The sequence below is a fragment of the Pseudomonadota bacterium genome, assembly GCA_037200975.1.
Classification (GTDB): domain Bacteria; phylum Pseudomonadota; class Gammaproteobacteria; order Steroidobacterales; family Steroidobacteraceae; genus CADEED01.
Map to the genome: position 1 here is coordinate 362,167 of JBBCGI010000001.1, position 18,896 is coordinate 381,062.

The window sequence follows — 18,896 nt, forward strand, 5'->3', positions numbered from 1 at the left end:
GGATTCTGTTTCGCGCATCGGGTAAGCTGCCGCGCTCCCGCGATGCCGACCCTTCTTCACCCACCGCTTCCCGCGCCCCACACGCGCCAACGCTGGCACCAGCTGTACGGCTCGGCGCGCAGCCTCGCGCTGGCCGAAGCGGTGGAATCCGATACCCGGCCCTACCTCGTCATCGCGCGTGACGCGCGTGAACTCGACCAGCTGCGCGCGGAACTCGCGTTCTTCCTCGGCGGCTCGCGGCCCATCCACGTGTTGCCCGATTGGGAAGTGCTGCCCTACGACGTCTTCTCGCCGCACCCCGACATCGTCTCGGAACGGCTGGCCGCGCTCGCGGAACTGCCGCGCGTCAAATCCGCGGTGCTGCTGGCCGCCGCCGACACCATCGGCCAGCGGCTCGCGCCGCGCGGCTACGTCGATGGCCGCACGTTCAACGTGGCCGTCGGGGACCGGCTGCCCATCGAGCCGCTGCGCGCGCGCCTGGTCGAAAGCGGTTACGCGTCGGTGGCACAGGTCACCGCACCGGGCGAGTTCGCGCTGCGCGGTTCGCTGTTCGATGTGTTCCCGATGGGCGCGGACACTCCGCTGCGCGTGGACCTGTTCGACAACGAGATCGATGCGATCCGCGAATTCGATCCGGAGACGCAACGCTCGGGCGCGACGCTCAAGCAGGTGCGGCTGCTGCCGGGCCGCGAGATGCCGCTCGACACGGATTCGGTACGCGCCTTCCGCCGCCGCTACCGCACGCGCTTCGAGGGTGACCCGACCAAAAGCGTGATCTACCGCGGCGTCAGCGACGGCATCGCGCCACCCGGCATCGAGTTCTACCTGCCGCTGTTCTTCGATTCCACCGACACGTTGATCGACTATCTACCGTCGGACACCGTGGTATGCGCCGGGGCGGATCTGCCGGGCGCGGTCGAACAGGCGGCCCGGGAGATAACCGAACGATACGAAGAACGCCGCCACGACATCGAACGGCCGGTACTCGCGCCCGAAGAACTCTATCTATCGCCGGCCGAGCTGCAGGCCCGGCTCGACACCTTCACGCGCCTCGACTACGAGAGCTTCAAGGTTGAAAACGAGCTCGCGCCTCGAGGCGGCAGCGGCCACAATTTCCCGACCGCCGCGCCGCAGGAATGGCGCGTGGACCTGCGCGCGGAGCGGCCGCTGGCGCCGCTCGAAAACTTCCTCGCCACCTACCCGGGCCGCGTATTGCTGGCCGCCGATTCCGCCGGCCGCCGCGAGGTGCTGCTCGAGATGCTGCGCGTCCATTCGCTCAAGCCGAAGACCGTCGCGGGCTGGCACGAGTTCGTCGACAGCGACGCGCGTTTCGCCATCGGCATTGCGCCCGAGATGGCCGGGCTCAATGTCATCACGCCGCCGATCGCGGTATTGGGCGAGGCGCAGCTGTTCGGCCAGCGCACGCGGCAGGAACGGCGGCGGCGGCGCGTAGCCTCCGATCCGCAGGCCATCCTGCGCGACCTCACCGCGCTCGGACCCGGGTCGCCGGTGGTGCACGAAGAGTATGGAGTGGGCCGCTACCTCGGTCTGCAGATCATGCAGGTCGCCGGGCAGGACGGAGAGTTCGTCGTGCTCGAATACGCCGGCGGCGACAAGCTGTACGTGCCCGTCCAGCAGCTGCATCTCGTGTCGCGCTACTCGGGCGCCGCGCCCGAAAGCGCGCCGCTGCACAAGCTCGGCACCGATCAATGGGCGCGGGCGCGCAAACGCGCCGCCGACAAGATCCGTGACGTGGCCGCGGAGCTGCTCGATCTCTACGCGCAGCGCCAGGCGAAGCGCGGCCCGGCATTGCCGTCGAAGGAACTCGAATACCAGGCGTTCGCGAACAGTTTTCCGTTCGAGGAGACCGACGACCAGGCCGAGGCGATCCGTCAGGTGCTGCAGGATCTCGCCAGCGAGAAACCCATGGACCGCGTGGTCTGCGGCGACGTGGGCTTCGGCAAGACCGAGGTCGCGATGCGCGCGGCCTTCGTCGCCGCGCAGGCTGGCAAACAGGTCGCGGTGCTGGTGCCCACCACCCTGCTCGCCGAACAGCACACCAACAACTTCCGCGACCGCTTCGCGGACTGGCCGGTACGCATCGAGTCGCTGTCGCGCTTCCGCAGTTCCAAGGAGTCGAACACGGTGCTCGAGGGAATCGAGAAAGGCACCGTCGATATCGTGATCGCCACGCAAAAGCTGCTGCACGCGAACGTACGCTTCAAGGATCTCGGATTGATCATCGTCGACGAGGAGCACCGTTTCGGCGTGCGCGACAAGGAGAAGCTCAAGACGCTGCGCGCCGAGGTGCACGTCCTGACGCTGACCGCGACCCCGATCCCGCGCACCTTGAACATGGCGCTCGGCGGCCTGCGGGACCTGTCGCTGATCACCACGCCGCCGGCCGAGCGCCTGGCGATCAAGACCTTCGTCACCGAGTGGCATGCGCCGACGCTGCGCGAGGCCGCGTTGCGCGAATTCCGCCGCGGCGGCCAGGTGTACTTCGTCCACAACGTGGTCGAGACCATCGACAAGACCGCGCAGGAACTCGCGACGCTCATCCCCGAGGCGCAGGTGCGGGTCGGCCACGGGCAGATGCGCGAGCGCGACCTCGAGCAGCTGATGGTCGATTTCTACCACCGGCGTTTCAACATGCTGGTGTGCACCACGATCATCGAAAGCGGCATCGACGTACCCACCGCCAACACCATCATGATCGACCGGGCCGACAAACTCGGCCTCGCGCAGCTGCACCAGCTGCGCGGCCGGGTCGGCCGTTCGCATCACCGCGCCTACGCCTATCTATTGACACCGAACCGCAAGGCCCTGTCGCTCGACGCGGTGAAACGGCTCGAGGCGATCGAATCCCTCGAGGACCTGGGCGCCGGCTTCACGCTGGCGACCCACGACCTCGAGATCCGCGGCGCGGGCGAATTGCTGGGCGAATCGCAGAGTGGCGAGCTCACCGAGATCGGCCTCACGATGTATCTCGACATGCTCGAGCAGGCGGTCAAGGCATTGAAGGAAGGGCGCGAGCCGGTGCTCGACCGCCCGCTGGCCGCGACTGCCGAGGTCGAGCTGCGCCTGCCCGCCCTGCTGCCCGAAAGCTACGTGGCCGAGGTGCCGGTGCGCCTGGCGCTGTACAAGCGGCTCGCGGCGGCCCCCGACAACGCCGCCATCGACGGCCTGACCGAGGAGATCGTCGATCGTTTTGGTCCGCTGCCGCCGCCTGCCACGGCGCTGCTGCGCGTCGCAAGACTCAAATTGACGGCTCGCGCCCTCGGAATCCGCCGACTCGATCTGGGGCCGGAGGGTGGCTACGCATTGTTCGAAGAACAGAACCAGGTCGACCCGCGGGCGGTCATACGGCTGGTGCAACACCCCGACCGTGATTACCGCCTCGACGGCGCGCTCAAGCTGCGCATATCGCGTGAAACCGACGAAGGTGGCGAACGCTTCGAGTTTGCCGAGAAGTTCCTGGCGGACCTCAGGGCGCCTCCCGCGGGCGCCAGTCCGTCTGCGTCGAAACCCAAACCGCCCAAGTCCAGGTAACGATGAACGACCCGTTATACTTTCGGCCCATGCCAACTACCGGCCGCCTGCGCATCGCCTTCGCCGTCATCGTGCTCGCCGCGCTCGGTGCGGGTGTACCCGCTCCTCACGCGCAGGCACAGGGCGCCGCGGCGCCCACCGTCTATACCATTGAGCTGGTCGTGTTCCGCAACATGAGCGGCTCCGGAGGTCCCGAGGACTGGAGCGCGAAAAGTATTGCGCGCGGCCCGGAATCCCCCGAACAGCCGGTGGTCACCGGACGGTTCGTGCAGTCGATTCCCGCCTCGCAGTTCCAGCTCAACGACCTCGCCGCGAAGCTGCAGAACACGTCTAACTATCAGCCCATCGCGCATTTCGCCTGGCAGCAGACCGCGAGCACCTGGGGCTCGCGCGCCGGCTTCACGGTCGCCAAGCTGGCGGGCCAGGTTCCCGGGCTGTCCGGAATCATCTATCTGGAACGCGGCACATACCTGCACCTCGGCATGTCTCTCAACTACCAGACCTCGAATCCGCCCGCCGCGCTCGCGGCTGCGCCCGGCACGGTATTCAACCTGACCGAGTCGCACCGGGTTCGATTCCGGACGTTGAGTTATTACGACCACCCGGCCTACGGCGTGATCGCGCTGGTGACGCCAGGGAATGCGTCGACCGGTGGAAGATAGGGAAGGAAACGGGAGCGCGCGGCGCGCGCCCTGCTCACTCAGACGAAATCCGCCTCTTCCGCGACGATGATGCGATTGCGGCCCTGCTCCTTCGCCCGGGCCACCGCGGCTTCGACCGCCTTCAGGAAACCGTCCGCCGTGTCGTTCGGGCGCGCGGTGTGGATCGCGACGCCGCCGCTCACCGTGACGTATTTCTGAATCGATCGCGGGTGGTGAATCTGCTGCTCGCGGATGCGGTGCGCCACCGTGGTGGCGTGCTGGATCACGTGATCGGCCTGCGTGCCGTGCATCAGCACGATGACGCTCGCGCCTTCCCAGCGGCCGACGATGTCGGTGCCGCGCCGGAAGGCGCCGGCAATCGCGCGCGCGACGCGTTTGACCATGGCGTCGCCGCCGGTGCGGTCGAAGATCTCGTTGTAAGGCCCTAACTGATCGATGTCGAACAGCAGCAGCGCGATCTCGGTCTTGTCCCGCTGCGCGAGCGCGAAATCGCGCTTGAGCACGTCTTCGAAGTAGTAACGCGACGCGAGACCGGTCAGCCGGTCCTCACGCACCCAGTTCGGCAGCCCGCGGATGCCCGATTCGCTGGTACGCGAGCGGGCGCCGCCCTCGCGGTGATAACCGACAAAATGCGTGACCTGCCCTTCGGCATTCTTGAGCGGGAAGATCTGCATGTCGTTGACGAACACCGTGCCGTCCTTGCGCAGGTTACGCAGCAAGGCGCGCGCCGGCTCGGTGTGGCGCAATGACTCGCGCAGCGCCTCGAGCTCGGGCTGATCGCGATCCGCGCCCTGCAACATGCGCAGGTTCTTGCCGAGCAGGTCGGCGGGCTCGTAACCGGTCAAGCGGCAGAAGGCGCTGTTCACGTACACGACGTTGCGATCGCCGGTGGCATCACACACGACCACGCCTTCCGGCGAGACATCGAGCGCGCCACGCAGGAAATCGTTCTGGAACGCGTTCATGCGCTGCCCGCCGTCAGCTTGAGAGCCGGGGGCGCGGCAGAGCGCGCCAGCAATTCGCGGCTCGCGCGCCAGGATTCGCCGGCATACAACTCGCGGGGACCCGGGGCGGCCTTGCCGCGCATGCGCACCAGGCGCAGGTGCGAGCTCGGCTGGATCTCGAAATCGAGCTCGTCCAGTAGTTTGGCGACCGAGGCCCGGTCGTTGCACACCGGCAACACGTCGCAGCCGGCATCGAGCGCGGCGCGCGCGCGAACCACGATGTCGCCGAACTCCGCGGCTCCGCCCATCGAAAGATCGTCGGTGAACACCGCGCCCTCGAAGCGCAGCTCTTCACGCAGCGCGTTCTGGATCCAGCGGCGCGACAGGCTCGCGGGCGCGGCGTCCTCGGCGGGAAACATGATATGCGCAACCATGACGCCCGGCAGGCCGTTGGCGATCAGGCGGCGGTATGGCAGGACGTCGTCGGCCAGGGCCAGCCAGCCGCGCCTGTCTACCGGCAGCGACTGGTGCGAATCCGCGACCACCGCGCCATGACCGGGAAAATGTTTGGCGGTCGCCGCCATGCCGGCATCCTTCATGCCGGACATGTAGGCGAGCGCCAGCTGCGCCACCGCCTCGGGTCTGGAATGAAAGGCGCGATCGCCGATCACTTCGCTGACGCCGTAGTCGAGATCGACGCACGGGGCAAACGAAAGATCCACGCCATGCGCCCGGACTTCCGCGGCCATGAGCCAGCCCATGGAGCGCGCGAGGGTCAGACCATGTTTGGGATCGAGATCGAATTCGTGGCCGATGCGCCGCAATGGCGGCAGCGCCGAGAAGCCGGGACGGAAGCGTTGCACCCGCCCACCTTCCTGGTCGACGCCGACGATGAGCGCGGGCGTCCGGACGGCGTGGATGTCGGCCACGAGCCGCGCAAGTTGTTCGGAGCTCGCGTAGTTGCGGGTAAAGAGGATGACGGAGCCGACGAGTGGATGGCGCAGCACCTCGCGGTCCTCGGGCGTCAGCTCGAGACCTGCCACGTCGACCATCAGTGGGCCCAGGGTCAAAGGATCATTCCTGTCTCAGGAGCCCCCTCTACGATGCCCGGTCGAGCAACGCCACGGACTCCACGTGTGTCGTGTGCGGAAACATATCAAGTACACCGGCGGCGCGCAGCCGGAAGCCGTGTTCCTGGGTCAGTACACCCAGGTCACGCGCCAAAGACCCCGTGTGACAGGAGATATACACCACGGAGCGCGGGGCGAGATGTGCCACGGCGCTCAAAACCTCACGGGCGCCGACCCGCGGCGGGTCTAACAGCACGAGGTCGTACCCTCCGCGCATCCAGGGGATGGTCCTTTCAGGAGCCACCGACAGATCCCCGACATGGAAGGTGGCGTTGGAAATGCCGTTGAGCCGGGCATTGGCGCGGGCCCTTTCGATGAGACCTGCGTCACCTTCCACACCAACTACCGAGGCTGCGCGGCGCGCCAGGGGCAGCGTGAAATTGCCCAGGCCGCAGTACAGGTCGAGCACCCGGTCGGCGGGGCCGACCGCCAGTAGTTCGATGGCGCGGGCTACCATGGAATTGTTGATGGCCGCGTTGACCTGGATGAAATCGCTGGGCCCGAATTCCAGGCGCAGGTCGAAGGCGTCGAGCCGGTAGTGCAGATCGAGCGGCCCTTCGGTGAGCGGGTGGATCGTGCTCAGGCCACCGGGTTGCAGCAGGATGCGCAGGCCTTGCGCGGCCTCGAACTCGCGCAGTTTCGCCAGGTCGGGCTCGGGCAGCGGCTCGAGCACGCGCACGACCAGCACGCGCTCACCGTCGGACAATGCGACTTCGATCTGCGGGATGCTGGCGCGGCGCTGCAGGCCGGTCAGCAGCTCGCCGAGCGCCCCGACCAGCGGGCCGACCGGTTCGGCCAGCACCTCGCAGCGTTGCACGTCGGCGACGTACTTGCCCTGCTTCTCGCGGAACCCGACCAGGCTCCTGTCTTTCTTCGTCACGTAACGCGACGACAGGCGCGCGCGGCGCCGGTAGTTCCAATGCGGGCCTAACAACGGCGGCAGCCATTCGGCGGGCGTCACATTGCCGATGCGCGCGAGATTTTCGGCGAGTTCCTTCTGCTTGGCGACCAGCTGCGCCTCCGGCGCGAGGTGTTGCAGCGCGCAGCCCCCGCAGACACCGAAGTGCGCGCAGCGCGGCGTGACACGATCCTTCGAAGCTTCCAGCACTTCGATGAGCTCGGCCTCGTCGTGGCTCTTGTGGAAGCCGCGGCGCCGGAAGCTCACACGCTCGCCGGGCAATGCGCCCGCGATGAAAACCGTTTTGCCGCTCGCCTCGCCGCCGCGCACCACGCCTTCGCCTTCGTGCGTGAGATCGGTGACCAGGCCGGTTTCGAGCGCGGCATTCACCACGCGGGCCGGACGCGAATTCACTCGGGCGCCCACGCCGCCAGGAACTCGTCGAAATGAGGTTGTTTGGCCTCCGTGAGCCAGGCGCGCGTCCGCGCGAGCTCCTCTTCGAGGCCCGCATCGCTCAGGCGCCCGCGCATGTGCTGGAAGCGCACGAAGACCAGCCAGGTGTTGATGACGTCCGTTTCGCAGTAATGCCGGATGCGCGGCAGCTCTCCGCGCTGGTATGCGTCCCATACCTGCGAACCGTCGAAGCCGAGCTTGCCCGGATAACCCAGCAACATGGCCGCATCCGACAACGAGGCACGCGCCCGCGCCTGGTAACCCGACAACACATCCATCACGTCGATGTGGCGCCAGTGAAAACGCCCCAGGTAGTTGTTGTAGCGAAACGTATTGTCTTCGTCGCCGGTTTCCCAGTACCGCGGCGCCTGCACCTTGAATCGCAGCGCGCGGTAATGCAGCACCGGCAGGTCGAAGCCGCCGCCGTTCCAGCTGACGAGCTCGGGCGTGAATTTTTCGATGCCGTCGAAGAAGCGCACCACGAGCTCGCGCTCGGTCGCGCTCTCGTCCCCCAGGCTCCAGACACGGAATCCGTCGCGCGAGCGGAACGCGCACGAGATCGCGACGATGCGATGCTGATCGTGCGGCAGGAAATCGCTGCCGGAATCCTGCCGCGCCTTGGCCTGCATGGCCTTGCCGACTTCGTCGTCCGACAGTCCTTCGAGACCGAACAGCTTGCGGCCGAACTCGACGTCCGGAACGGTTTCGATGTCGAACACCAGCGTGTTCATTTCTTGCTCCGCGCGCGCTTCGCCTTGCGCTTGCGTGTGGGTTTGGCCTTGTCGGCGGTTTCGAGCACGGCCACCGCGACAATGAGCCCGGCTTCATCCGTCAGCGTGACGAACCCATTGCCGATCTTGAGCTTGCGCCGTACCTTCTCGCCGCGCGGCGAATACACGACCTCGGGCCGGCCCCAGGCGTTCTGCACGACGCCCACATCGCGAATCCAGATGCCGTGCGCGAAACCCGTCCCCATGGCCTTGACGATGGCCTCCTTGGCCGCGAATCGCATCGCGAGGAAACGTTCCTTTCGCTTGGTTTTGCCGAGCTGTGCCAGTTCGCCCGGCATCAGCAGCCGCCGCACGAAGTGGTCACCATATTTGTCGTACAGCCGCTTGACGCGCGCCGCCTCGAGCACGTCGACGCCGATGCCGAAGATCATCGCCGCGCCTCGGCCATGAGGGTTTTCATGTCGCGCACCGCGGCCTCGAGGCCCGAGAAGATGGCGCGCGCGATGATGCAGTGACCGATGTTGAGTTCGACGATCTCGCCGATGGCCGCCACCGGCGTCACGTTGTTATACGTGAGGCCATGGCCCGCATGCACTTCGAGCCCGAGATTCGCGGCACGCTTCGCGGCCGTCGACAGGCGTTCGAGCTCGCGCGCCTGCGCCGCTCCGGACGCTTCGGCATAGGTGCCGGTGTGCAGTTCGATCACGGCAGCGCCGCTGCGTTTGGCGGCCTCGATCTGCGCCAGGTCCGGTGCGATGAACAATGCCACGCGAATGCCGGCGGCCGCGAGTTTGCGCACGCCCGCGGCCACGCGCTCGATATCGGCGGCAACATCGAGTCCGCCTTCGGTGGTGATCTCCTCGCGCTTCTCGGGCACGAGGCAGCAATCCTGCGGATGAACCTTGAGGGCGATATCGACCATCTCGTCGGTGAGCCCCATCTCGAGATTCATGCGCGTCTGCATGAGCGGCCGCAGCGCGAACACGTCGCGGTCCTGGATGTGGCGCCGGTCCTCGCGCAGGTGCAGCGTGATGTTGTCGGCGCCGGCCCGTTCGGCCAGCAATGCAGCGTGCACCGGATCCGGATATGCGACGCGGCGCGCCTGGCGCACCGTCGCCACGTGGTCGATGTTGATTCCGAGTTCGATGATGCGGCTCATGACACACCTCGCCGCGCCATCGAACGCGCCACCGTGCGCGTGCGCAGCTCGCGGCCTTCCAGACAATGATCGAGCGCCTGGCGCAGCACGCGGCGCGCCACGTCGAGCGACTCGCCGTCATCGAGCGCTTCTTCCTGCAGTGCCTTGAGGCAGCGTCCCGGGTAGGCTCCGGGCGTGTCGCGCACCTCGGAGAGGCCCTCGCCCACGTGAAACTTGTAGTAGCTGGCCGGCTCGATTGTGAATTCCAGACCGTAGCCAATGGAAGCAAGCAGGCGCTTCTCGAAGACGCGCAGGCCAGGCTCAGCCTTGTCGTCCACACACAGCCGGCGCAACGCCTCGGCATAGTCCGCGAACAACTGCGGCTGCGGATCGTGGCGCGTAGTGAGTTGAATGACGAGCTCGTTCAGATAGAACCCGCTCATGACGAGCCGCGCCGGCAAGGGCAACGCTTCGCCGCCGGGTTCCGCCGCGGTCATCTGCGCCGCATCGCCGCGACCCGACCAGGACAGCAGCAACGGGCGAAATGGCATCAGCAGCGACGCCAGCTTCGACTTCGGCCCGCGGGCCCCGCGCGCAAACAAGGTGATGCGGCCGTGACGCTCGCTGAACACGTCGAGGATGCGGCTGGTGTCGCGATAGGCACGGCCGTGCAGGACGTAGGCCGGCTCGAGGGTGATGCGTTCGCGCGCCTGCACGGTCACTCCATGCCGAGCTGCGCGAGCGCACGGGCATCGTCCGCCCAGTCTTCGCGCACCTTCACCCACAGGTTGAGATGCAGGCGGCGTCCGAGCCGCGCGTTCAGTTCCTGGCGCGCCTTCTGGCCGACGCGTTTCAGCCGCTCGCCCTTGGCGCCGATGACGATGGGTTTCTGCCCGGCGCGGTCGACCCAGATGATCGCATCGATGACGAGCTGGCCGTCCTGCTCGCTCTTCTTTTCGATTTCCACTGCGATGCCGTACGGCACTTCTTCCACCAGTTCCATGGTGAGTTTTTCGCGGATGGTTTCGGCGATGCGGAAGTCCTCGCTGCGATCCGTGCGCTGTTCGGGCGGAAACAACTCGGGCGATTCCGGCAGGTGTGAACTGATGACTTCGATCAGGCGGTCGAGGTTGACATTCTTTTCCGCCGACACCGGCACGACGTCGAGGAAGCCGTGTTTGCCCGCAAGCTCCGCCGTGAACGGCAGCAGCTGGTCCTTGGGATAGATGAGGTCGACCTTGTTGATGACGGCGATCGACTGGCGCCCCGCTTCGCGGATGCGCTGCAGGACGGCTTCGTCTTCCTCGTAGAAACGCATGCCCTCGACGACGAACACCACGAGGTCCGCATCGGCCAGCGCCGCGGCGGCGGTGCGATTCATCGCGCGATTGAGCGCGCGCTTTTCGCCGAGATGCAGCCCGGGCGTGTCGACGAACGCGAGCTGCACGCCGGGGCGGTTGAGCACGCCCAGCACGCGATGCCGCGTGGTCTGCGGCCGCGAGGTGACGATCGACAATTTCTCGCCGACCAGCGCGTTCAGCAAGGTCGACTTGCCGACGTTGGGACGGCCGACCAGGGCGGCGAAGCCCGCGCGGAATGCTGGTGAATCAGACATTGAGTCCTAATGCGGCCAGTGCCGCCTGCGCTGCAATTTGTTCGGCACGCCGGCGGCTCGGCCCCTCGCCCAGGGTTTCGAGCGCAGCGTGCGGGATGGAAACGGAGACCACGAAAATCTGGGCGTGCGGCTCGCCGCTGGTGCTCTTCACCGTGTACAGCGGCAGCGGACGTCCATGGGCCTGCAGGTGCTCCTGCAGACGCGTCTTGGCGTCCTTGAGCGTCGACGGCTCGGGCAACGTCGCGATGCGCCCCTCGAACATCGGCCCTAACAACGTGCGGGCGGTCTCGAGGCCGCCGTCGAGGTACAACGCGCCACACAGGGCTTCGAAGGCATCCGCCAGAATCGACTGGCGCCGGAAACCACCGGTCTTGAGCTCGCCCGAGCCGAGCAGCAGCAATTCGCCGAGCTGCATCGCCTGCGCGATTTCGGCGAGCGGCTCTTCGCTGACCAGCCGCGCGCGTAGGCGCGACAGGTCGCCTTCGGTCGCCGTCGGGAACTCGCGGTACAGCCGCTCGGACAGCAGCAGGTTGAGCACCGAGTCGCCCAGGAACTCGAGCCGCTCGTTGTTAGGCCCATCGGCACTGCGGTGCGTGAGCGCGAGAACGAACAGCGCGCGATCGCGGGGCGCATAACCCAGCCGCGCGGTGAGCGTGTCCGCCTGGCTGTTTGGCGTCAGCCCCATGAGCGCGGCAGCATTCAGTTGATGACGACCGTTTTCTTGAACGACATCAGGAGGTAGAGGTTGCCGAACAACGGGGTGGTGACCTCGTAGTCCGCCGCCATCTGCCAGCCTTTGTCGCCCTTGTTGATCACGATGTCGGTCGCTTTGGGATTATCGACGTAGCCGGTGTCGAAGCGCTTTTCGACCGCCCCGCGGATCGTCTGCACATTGAGCGTCTCGTCGCTCTTGAGCTTGGTGGCGGTTTCGGCGAGCGCCTGGCTCACCTTGTAGAAGTTGAGGTATTCGGGGCCGACACGGATTCCCGCGTACAGCACTATCGCGACCGGGATCAGCAGGAAAATCCAGCCGATCATCGTCACTCCACGTTGTTTGCGCATCATGTGCCCTCCCAAGTGTCGATCATTGAATGCTCTTGCCGATCCGGCCCCAATTGAACAGGCTGGAACGCTGCGTGTCGAAATTGAACCAGATTCGCGTCGCCTTGCCGACCAGATTCTGATCGGGCACCAGGCCCCACACGCGGCTGTCCGCGCTGTTGTCGCGATTGTCACCGATCATCAGATAGTGCCCCGGCGGCACCACGTCGAAAACATGATCGTTGCTGTCGGGAGCTCCCGGCACGGCCATTTCCTGGCAAACCCAGCCGCCGATCTCCTGGGCGATGTGCTTGCGGTCGCAATGCAGGAGCGGGTCTGCGTTGCCCGACGCCGCATAGTTGCGCGCGCTCTGCAGGCCGATCGGCGATGGACAGGACATGACCTGGTGCGTGTGTTCTCCGAGCGTCTCGGTGGATAGACGCACGCCGGCATAACAACCGTCGGCGAAGATGCCATTGCTCGCAAGTTCGACCGCCTGGCCGTTCACGACCAGGTGATCGTCGCGGACTTCGATGCGATCGCCGGGCAGGCCGACCAGCCGCTTGATGTAGTTGACCTTCGGATCGGGCGGATAACGGAACACCACCACGTCACCGCGCTGCGGCGAACCGGTATCGATGAACTTCTCGTTGAGCACCGGCAGGCGCAGGCCGTACGCGAATTTGTTCACCACGATGAAGTCGCCGTCGAGCAACGTCGGCATCATCGAATCGGAAGGAATGCGGAACGGCTCGAAGATGAAGGCGCGCACGATGAGCACGATGAACGCCACCGGGAAAAAACTGCGCGCGTAATCGACGGTGCCGGGTTCGGGCAACTTGGGGTCGCGGCGCTTGCGGAACACGAAGTGATCGAGCGCCCACACGAGGCCGGTGGCGACGGACAGCAGGAACAACACCAGGCTGAAGTCGAGCGTCTCGGCGCTGATCATGCGGACGACAACGGCGACGACCAGCACCGGCAATACGGCATACGCGGCGCGCACCAGCGGCGGATCTTTCACGTTCGCCGTGCCGGCAGCCGCGCGGCGCCGCGGCGCCAGAAACCAGCTGTCGATCGCGCACCACAGGCCCACCGGCGCCGCGAACCAGCTGAGCGGCTTCGCGACTTCCTTGAGCCAGCCGAACACCACGTTCGTGCCGATGTATTTCAGCACCGCAATGCTCGTCAGCACGAGCAGGTAGTAGCAGACCCGCACCATCGTGGGCGGCGCAGCCGGCTCGCCTGCCTCATCGCGCGGCCGCTTCGGCTCCGCGATCAGCTTGTCGTACAGGCACACCAGCGCGACGGGGATGAACAACCAGGCGCCGACCATGAAGAGGATGTTGTTCGACATGGGCGCCTACTTCTTCCCGACCTTGAGAACGGCGAGGAACGCTTCCTGGGGAATCTCCACCGAGCCGACCTGCTTCATGCGCTTCTTGCCCTCTTTCTGCTTCTCGAGCAGCTTCTTCTTGCGCGAGATGTCGCCACCGTAACACTTGGCCAGCACGTTCTTGCGCAGCGCTTTTACCGTAGAACGGGCGATGATGTGGCTGCCGATGGCCGCCTGCACCGCCACCTCGAACATCTGGCGCGGAATCAGCTCCTGCATCTTGTCGACCAGCTCGCGGCCGCGCTGATAGGCGCTGTCCTTGTGCACGATCATCGCCAGCGCGTCGATCTTGTCGTCGTTGATGAGGATGTCGAGTTTGACCAGCGGCGCGGCCTCGAAGTGGCTGAAGTCGTAGTCGAACGAGGCGTAGCCGCGGCTGGTGGATTTCAGGCGGTCGAAGAAATCGAGCACCACTTCGGCCAGCGGCATCTCGTATTGCAGCGATACCTGGTTGCCGACGTACAGCATCTTCTTCTGGCGGCCGCGCTTATCGTTGCACAGCTTGAGCACGCCGCCGACGTGATCCGGCGGCACGAGGATGTTCGCGATGATGATGGGTTCGCGCAGCTCGTCGATCTTGTCGACCGGCGGTAGTTTGGTCGGGTTGTCGACGAAGGAGACTTCACCGTCGGTGGTCTTCACTTCGTAGATGACGGTGGGCGCGGAGGTGATCAGCTCGATCTGGTATTCGCGCTCGAGCCGCTCCTGCACGATGTCCATGTGCAAGAGACCGAGGAACCCGACCCGGAAACCGAACCCGAGGGCGCCGGAAACTTCCGGCTCGTAGTGCAGCGCGGAGTCGTTGAGACGCAGCTTCGCCAGCGCGTCGCGGAATTTTTCGTAGTCATCGGACACGATCGGGAACATGCCCGCGAACACGCGCGGCTGGACCTGCTTGAAACCCGGCACCGGCTCGGTGGCCTGCTTGTGTTCGAGCGTGATGGTGTCACCGACGGGCGCGCCGTCGATTTCCTTGATGCCGGCGATGACGAAGCCGACGTCGCCCGGGCCGAGCGTCAACGCAGGCACGGACTTCGGCGTGAAGCGGCCGAGCTTGTCGACCTGGTGCGTACGTCCCGTCGACATCACGCGAATCTTGTCATTGACCCTGATGCTGCCGTTGAAGATGCGCACCAGCGTCACCACGCCGACGTAGTTGTCGAACCACGAATCGACGATCAATGCCTGCAGCGGGGCGTCGGGATCACCCTTCGGCTGTGGAATACGCGCCACGAGCATTTCGAGGAGCTCGGGCACACCCTCGCCCGTCTTCGCGGACACGAGGCAAGCGTCGGTCGCGGAGATGCCGATGATCTCCTCGATCTCCTTGATGACGCGTTGCGGATCGGCCGACGGCAGATCGATCTTGTTGATCACGGGCACGACTTCGAGGCCCTGGTCGATCGCCGTGTTGCAGTTGGCGACGCTCTGCGCCTCCACACCCTGCGAGGCGTCGACCACCAGCAGGGCGCCATCGCATGCGGCCAGCGAGCGCGAGACTTCATAGGAGAAGTCGACGTGCCCGGGCGTGTCGATGAGGTTCAGCTGGTAACGCTCGCCGTCCTTGGCGTTGTAATAAAGAGTGACGGCCTGTGCCTTGATCGTGATGCCGCGCTCGCGCTCGAGTTCGAGGGAGTCCAGCACCTGATCCTGCATCTCACGGGCTTCGAGACCGCCGCAGAGCTGGATGAGTCGGTCGGCCAGGGTGGATTTGCCGTGGTCGACGTGGGCAATGATCGAAAAATTGCGTGTCCGGTGCATCAGGTGAGGTCGGCCTTCCGCCGAACCCGCGGGAGCATGATTGCTCCGCCCGGCACCGGCAAAAACTAGCGCGGGAGTATAGCCGCAGGGCGGCCGACCAACCTTAAAAGTTCGTTGGAATTCAGCGTGTAATGGCAAATCACGCTGCCATCGAGCAGCAGCACCGGCACCTTGAGGCCAAACTGCCGCGCCAGCGCGGGGTCGGCATCGACATCGACGATGGAAACCGGGGGGATCGAATGCGTGCGCTCGAGCTCGGCCAGCTCTCGCAGCATGTCTTCACAAAGGTGGCAGTCCGCGCGGCTCAACACCACGAGGCCGCCAGGAAGCGACATGACTCGCGCTCCCTGTTTACGGCTTCGTCATTTACGACGAGGCGTTACCGGAGCCAGGCCCAGGCCCTCGGTGCCCGAAACCGCAGACTTGGAAGCCTTGACCTGTTTGGCGATGAGCTCCACGGTGCTCGGCGGCACTTCGCCAACGGCCGTGACCTGATGGCCATCGACCACGGTCGAGTAGGCGGAAGAAGAACCCACACGCGCCGGACCTTCGGCACCGGCCGTGTTGGCCTTGCGCGGCTCGACGAACACGGAGACCGACGCGATACCGTCCGTGTAGACGAGATGGGCGACGGGCTCGCTCGAACCGGGCATGGCCTGCGCCGAACGATTCGCCATCCGGAAACCCGGCGGCAACCGCATCGCTTCCCACAATGCGGGCGGCGCCGCGCTCGCCAGCTGCCGCTCCGCGCGCAACCAGCGGTAGGTGGACGCGTCCACCTGCGGTTTGAACATGGAGTCGGGAATACGCTCCGGCAGATCGATGTTGGAGAAAACGATCTGCTCGATGACCTGGCCGGATTGATCGCAGAGCTGGGTCTTGAGCGGCATCGAAGTCTGCTCGTCTATCCACAGGCGATAACCGTAGCGGTATTCGTCGCGCGGATGCAGCGCGACCACGCGCGTCGTGCGGCCGAGCAGGCGCTCGCGTTCGCCACCGCGGATTTCATAGACGAGCGCGTCGCCCTCGCCGATCGAAGGAATCGCCCCGAGCAGCGGACCGTCGGGAGCGCGACGCTCCACCAGCACGGTGCGTTTGTCCGGGAAGTAACAGGTGAGCTCATTACCCTCGCGAATGAATTCGCGCCCCGGGCCGTCGAGCGACAGCAGACGTTCGGATACATCGCGGCCGCGCACGCGGTGGATGATGCGCAGGGTTTCGACGCGGCCGCCGTGATTGTGCGTGAACACGCCGATGTAGTTGCGCGTGGTCAGCGCGTGATTCATGCGCTCCAGCCATTCCTTCGGTTCCGCGCCGAACGCGACACCGACGCCGATGAGGAAGGTCAGCGCGGCAAGACGGGCATTCGCGGCGCGATCAAGGCGCATCGTTGGCCCTCGCAGGCGCCGGCGGATTGATCTCGACGACACCGGGCGCGTCGCCGGGATTCTCGGACGACACGAGCCCGAGCAACGCCATGCGACGCGACAACGGACCGGAATATTCACTGTGCGCGACCACGTAATTCGCGAGCCGCGCGGACGGCGCGAAATTGGCCTGCGAGCTCGGCGCGGGGGTCACGTAGCGATCGGGTTCGCCGTTCGAGACAGGTTCCTGCACGGTCGAGCTGATGGATGGCGAGCCATTGAGCGCCACGGTGGACCCGACCGTGTCGGGTGCGAGCACGACGGTCTGCGGAACGGCGTTGGCGGCGAGCATGGCATCGCTGGGCTCGTTGTTACGCAGCCAGAAAATCGAAGTGGCCGCGACGCCGGCAGCGATGCTGGCACCGAGCACGGGACGCGCGAACCGCATCCAGCGTTCGCCGACCGCGACTTTGGTGCGCGCGACGGAGACGATCGAGGCACGCGTGCCGGTGGCCGCGGCATCGATGGCAACGCCATCGCCGTAAGTAACTTCCTGGGTGATCGAAGCCTGCACGCGCCAGGCCACGCGGTCGTGCAGCGCAACGCCGCGTTCGGCCCGCAGCGCGGCGCCGATCATGGCGAAGCGCGACCATTGAGAGCGCAATGCGTCGTCGCGAGTGAGGCGGCGGGCGAGCAATTCGCATTCGGAGCCCGGCAGCTCGTTGTCGAACATCGCAGAGAGCTGGCTCACTCTTTCGTGAAGGCTCTCGCTGTCGCTGTGGCCCTGGCTCTGGCTCTCGTCGCTCATACCATTTCCTCGGTGCGGCCCAGGCCGCCTTCAAAAACTTCACGCAGGCGCTTGTCGATGGCCTCGCGTGCTCGAAAAATTCGCGAACGAACCGTGCCAACCGGGCATTCCATCGCGGCGGCGATCTCTTCGTAGCTCAGGCCGTCCAGTTCGCGCAGCACGATGGCCGTCTTGAGTTCTTCAGGCAATGCATCGATGGCAGAGTTCACGATGAGACGAATTTCTTCGGTGAGGGCCATGCCCTCGGGCGTATCGGGGTCCTGAAGCCGGGTCTGCACGCTGTGCGATTCCTCGGGGTCGGTCAGGTCCAGGTCGTAGCGGATCGGGCTGCGATCGCGCGAAGCGAGACTGTTCTTGGCGGTGTTGATAGCGATGCGATACATCCAGGTGTAGAAGGCGCTGTCGCCGCGAAACTGCGGTAATGCCCGATAAGCTTTGATGAAGGCTTCCTGTGCAATGTCTTCGGCTTCCGCCGGATTGCGCACGTAGCGCAACACCAGCTTCACCACCTTGTGCTGGTACTTGCGCACCAGCAGATCGAACGCGCTCTTGTCGCCGCGCTGCACGCGTCTGACGAGAACCAGGTCACTTTCGCTGTCTTCCGCCGTCACGGGAGCGCTCCGGCTCCGTGCGAGCTGAATAGACCCTGAACGCCGCGGAAAGTTTCCTTTGCCGGCGTATCTAGACGAATGATTTTTATGGCTACGTGACGCACTTCAAACCTTGGGCCGGATGGTATCAGCCGGCTCCCGGGAACGCCCGGAAGCGCGGGACCCGCGCCATTCGAGGGCGCGGCACAGGTGCCGAAAGGCCGGTATCGGCTGCCGTCCGCCATCGATGAGAACGGATCGCATACCGGCCGGCGTGCGGAGCCGCAACACCAGGAGCGCGCCGAGCCGGAAAGACCCCGCCGCAAGCTTCGCGGAATGCGCGCTGCGATTCGCGCCGAGCAGCACGGTGAACTCGCCCCGTTCCCGCCATTCCAGCGCACGCACCGAGCGGGCTTCCAGCAGCAGGACGCAGCGGCGGACGGCGCAGGCATTCCACGTGGCCAGCACGACGCAGATGACGAGGCGAACGGGCAACGGCACGTCGACTCCGCACACCACGACGGCGCAAACGGCCACGAGCCAGGCGATCCAGAGCGTGGCCCCGCGTGGCGAGGAAACGAGATCAATTCGTTTGCATGGCGCGGCACAGGGCCGCGTGTCGTGGGTCTTCGGGGACATCGCCGGCGATGAGATAACGCGCGATATCGGGATCGGGCAATTCGAGAAACTCGACGAAGGCGGCGCGTTCGTCGCTTGCGGCCTGTGAGTATTTTCCCTGCAGGTAGCGCAGCAGGATGAAGTCCAGTTCCTTCATGCCGCGCCGGCAGCGCCACTGGAGTTTGCTCATCG

The 18,896-nt window shown here is 65.7% G+C and carries 20 protein-coding genes; 2 read left to right on the top strand and 18 right to left on the bottom strand.

Going from position 1 to position 18,896, the window contains the following annotated elements:
- Positions 1-42: 42 nt before the first annotated feature.
- Both mfd and WDO72_01605 read left to right on the top strand, forming a co-directional pair.
- Positions 43-3,552, top strand: a complete 3,510-nt coding sequence (gene mfd / locus WDO72_01600) for a transcription-repair coupling factor (GenBank protein ID MEJ0084350.1) — start codon at positions 43-45, stop codon at positions 3,550-3,552.
- Between the two features lie 29 nt (positions 3,553-3,581).
- Positions 3,582-4,214, top strand: a complete 633-nt coding sequence (locus tag WDO72_01605; protein ID MEJ0084351.1) for a CsiV family protein — start codon at positions 3,582-3,584, stop codon at positions 4,212-4,214.
- Positions 4,215-4,252: 38 nt separating this feature from the next.
- Here WDO72_01605 and WDO72_01610 read toward each other — a convergent pair whose 3' ends face one another.
- The 18 genes from WDO72_01610 to WDO72_01695 form a co-directional block, all read right to left on the bottom strand.
- Positions 4,253-5,179, bottom strand: coding sequence for a diguanylate cyclase (locus WDO72_01610; GenBank protein ID MEJ0084352.1), 927 nt, complete (start codon positions 5,177-5,179; stop codon positions 4,253-4,255).
- Positions 5,176-6,228: a beta-N-acetylhexosaminidase gene (gene nagZ / locus WDO72_01615; GenBank protein ID MEJ0084353.1), complete on the bottom strand. Its 1,053-nt coding sequence runs from the start codon at positions 6,226-6,228 to the stop codon at positions 5,176-5,178. The genes WDO72_01610 and nagZ overlap by 4 nt, the downstream gene beginning before the upstream one ends.
- Before the next feature lie 28 nt (positions 6,229-6,256).
- On the bottom strand, positions 6,257-7,600 hold the full coding sequence (rlmD, locus tag WDO72_01620; GenBank protein MEJ0084354.1) for a 23S rRNA (uracil(1939)-C(5))-methyltransferase RlmD: 1,344 nt from the start codon (positions 7,598-7,600) through the stop codon (positions 6,257-6,259).
- Complete coding sequence (locus WDO72_01625) at positions 7,597-8,370, bottom strand: 3'-5' exonuclease (GenBank protein MEJ0084355.1); 774 nt, start codon at positions 8,368-8,370, stop codon at positions 7,597-7,599. The genes rlmD and WDO72_01625 overlap by 4 nt, the downstream gene beginning before the upstream one ends.
- The gene (gene acpS / locus WDO72_01630) at positions 8,367-8,801 is read right to left on the bottom strand and encodes a holo-ACP synthase (protein MEJ0084356.1); all 435 of its coding nucleotides are present in this window, start codon (positions 8,799-8,801) and stop codon (positions 8,367-8,369) included. Before acpS ends, WDO72_01625 begins: the two co-directional genes overlap by 4 nt.
- Entirely contained in the window at positions 8,798-9,529 is a 732-nt protein-coding gene (gene pdxJ / locus WDO72_01635) for a pyridoxine 5'-phosphate synthase (GenBank protein MEJ0084357.1), read from the bottom strand. Before pdxJ ends, acpS begins: the two co-directional genes overlap by 4 nt.
- A complete protein-coding gene (recO, locus tag WDO72_01640; protein ID MEJ0084358.1) occupies positions 9,526-10,224 on the bottom strand; it encodes a DNA repair protein RecO in 699 nt (232 codons plus the stop codon). The genes pdxJ and recO overlap by 4 nt, the downstream gene beginning before the upstream one ends.
- Before the next feature lie 2 nt (positions 10,225-10,226).
- Positions 10,227-11,123, bottom strand: coding sequence for a GTPase Era (gene era / locus WDO72_01645; GenBank protein ID MEJ0084359.1), 897 nt, complete (start codon positions 11,121-11,123; stop codon positions 10,227-10,229).
- Positions 11,116-11,808 carry a ribonuclease III gene (rnc, locus tag WDO72_01650; GenBank protein MEJ0084360.1) on the bottom strand — a complete coding sequence of 231 codons (693 nt, stop codon included), beginning with the start codon at positions 11,806-11,808 and terminating at the stop codon, positions 11,116-11,118. Before rnc ends, era begins: the two co-directional genes overlap by 8 nt.
- 14 nt (positions 11,809-11,822) lie before the next feature.
- Complete coding sequence (locus WDO72_01655) at positions 11,823-12,185, bottom strand: DUF4845 domain-containing protein (protein MEJ0084361.1); 363 nt, start codon at positions 12,183-12,185, stop codon at positions 11,823-11,825.
- Between the two features lie 22 nt (positions 12,186-12,207).
- On the bottom strand, positions 12,208-13,116 hold the full coding sequence (gene lepB / locus WDO72_01660) for a signal peptidase I (protein MEJ0084362.1): 909 nt from the start codon (positions 13,114-13,116) through the stop codon (positions 12,208-12,210).
- Between the two features lie 411 nt (positions 13,117-13,527).
- Positions 13,528-15,321, bottom strand: a complete 1,794-nt coding sequence (lepA, locus tag WDO72_01665; protein MEJ0084363.1) for a translation elongation factor 4 — start codon at positions 15,319-15,321, stop codon at positions 13,528-13,530.
- Between the two features lie 65 nt (positions 15,322-15,386).
- Entirely contained in the window at positions 15,387-15,656 is a 270-nt protein-coding gene (locus WDO72_01670; protein ID MEJ0084364.1) for a glutaredoxin family protein, read from the bottom strand.
- 27 nt (positions 15,657-15,683) lie between these two features.
- Positions 15,684-16,709, bottom strand: coding sequence for a MucB/RseB C-terminal domain-containing protein (locus WDO72_01675; protein ID MEJ0084365.1), 1,026 nt, complete (start codon positions 16,707-16,709; stop codon positions 15,684-15,686).
- Positions 16,699-17,496 carry a sigma-E factor negative regulatory protein gene (locus tag WDO72_01680; GenBank protein MEJ0084366.1) on the bottom strand — a complete coding sequence of 266 codons (798 nt, stop codon included), beginning with the start codon at positions 17,494-17,496 and terminating at the stop codon, positions 16,699-16,701. The genes WDO72_01675 and WDO72_01680 overlap by 11 nt, the downstream gene beginning before the upstream one ends.
- Positions 17,493-18,107: an RNA polymerase sigma factor RpoE gene (gene rpoE, locus WDO72_01685; protein ID MEJ0084367.1), complete on the bottom strand. Its 615-nt coding sequence runs from the start codon at positions 18,105-18,107 to the stop codon at positions 17,493-17,495. The genes WDO72_01680 and rpoE overlap by 4 nt, the downstream gene beginning before the upstream one ends.
- A gap of 105 nt (positions 18,108-18,212) precedes the next feature.
- Positions 18,213-18,725 carry a hypothetical protein gene (locus WDO72_01690; GenBank protein MEJ0084368.1) on the bottom strand — a complete coding sequence of 171 codons (513 nt, stop codon included), beginning with the start codon at positions 18,723-18,725 and terminating at the stop codon, positions 18,213-18,215.
- Complete coding sequence (locus tag WDO72_01695; protein MEJ0084369.1) at positions 18,670-18,894, bottom strand: succinate dehydrogenase assembly factor 2; 225 nt, start codon at positions 18,892-18,894, stop codon at positions 18,670-18,672. Before WDO72_01695 ends, WDO72_01690 begins: the two co-directional genes overlap by 56 nt.
- Positions 18,895-18,896: the final 2 nt, after the last annotated feature.

What these genes read in the sequence shown, in the direction of transcription:
- mfd (MEJ0084350.1), top strand. Translation starts at nt 43, where the DNA reads ATGCCGACCCTTCTTCACCCACCGCTTCCCGCGCCCCACACGCGCCAA.
- WDO72_01605 (MEJ0084351.1), top strand. Translation starts at nt 3,582, where the DNA reads ATGCCAACTACCGGCCGCCTGCGCATCGCCTTCGCCGTCATCGTGCTC.
- WDO72_01610 (MEJ0084352.1), bottom strand. Translation starts at nt 5,179, where the DNA reads ATGAACGCGTTCCAGAACGATTTCCTGCGTGGCGCGCTCGATGTCTCG.
- WDO72_01625 (MEJ0084355.1), bottom strand. Translation starts at nt 8,370, where the DNA reads ATGAACACGCTGGTGTTCGACATCGAAACCGTTCCGGACGTCGAGTTC.
- acpS (MEJ0084356.1), bottom strand. Translation starts at nt 8,801, where the DNA reads ATGATCTTCGGCATCGGCGTCGACGTGCTCGAGGCGGCGCGCGTCAAG.
- pdxJ (MEJ0084357.1), bottom strand. Translation starts at nt 9,529, where the DNA reads ATGAGCCGCATCATCGAACTCGGAATCAACATCGACCACGTGGCGACG.
- era (MEJ0084359.1), bottom strand. Translation starts at nt 11,123, where the DNA reads ATGTCTGATTCACCAGCATTCCGCGCGGGCTTCGCCGCCCTGGTCGGC.
- rnc (MEJ0084360.1), bottom strand. Translation starts at nt 11,808, where the DNA reads ATGGGGCTGACGCCAAACAGCCAGGCGGACACGCTCACCGCGCGGCTG.
- WDO72_01655 (MEJ0084361.1), bottom strand. Translation starts at nt 12,185, where the DNA reads ATGCGCAAACAACGTGGAGTGACGATGATCGGCTGGATTTTCCTGCTG.
- lepB (MEJ0084362.1), bottom strand. Translation starts at nt 13,116, where the DNA reads ATGATCAGCGCCGAGACGCTCGACTTCAGCCTGGTGTTGTTCCTGCTG.
- lepA (MEJ0084363.1), bottom strand. Translation starts at nt 15,321, where the DNA reads ATGCACCGGACACGCAATTTTTCGATCATTGCCCACGTCGACCACGGC.
- WDO72_01670 (MEJ0084364.1), bottom strand. Translation starts at nt 15,656, where the DNA reads ATGTCGCTTCCTGGCGGCCTCGTGGTGTTGAGCCGCGCGGACTGCCAC.
- WDO72_01675 (MEJ0084365.1), bottom strand. Translation starts at nt 16,709, where the DNA reads ATGCGCCTTGATCGCGCCGCGAATGCCCGTCTTGCCGCGCTGACCTTC.
- WDO72_01680 (MEJ0084366.1), bottom strand. Translation starts at nt 17,496, where the DNA reads ATGAGCGACGAGAGCCAGAGCCAGGGCCACAGCGACAGCGAGAGCCTT.
- WDO72_01690 (MEJ0084368.1), bottom strand. Translation starts at nt 18,725, where the DNA reads ATGTCCCCGAAGACCCACGACACGCGGCCCTGTGCCGCGCCATGCAAA.
- WDO72_01695 (MEJ0084369.1), bottom strand. Translation starts at nt 18,894, where the DNA reads ATGAGCAAACTCCAGTGGCGCTGCCGGCGCGGCATGAAGGAACTGGAC.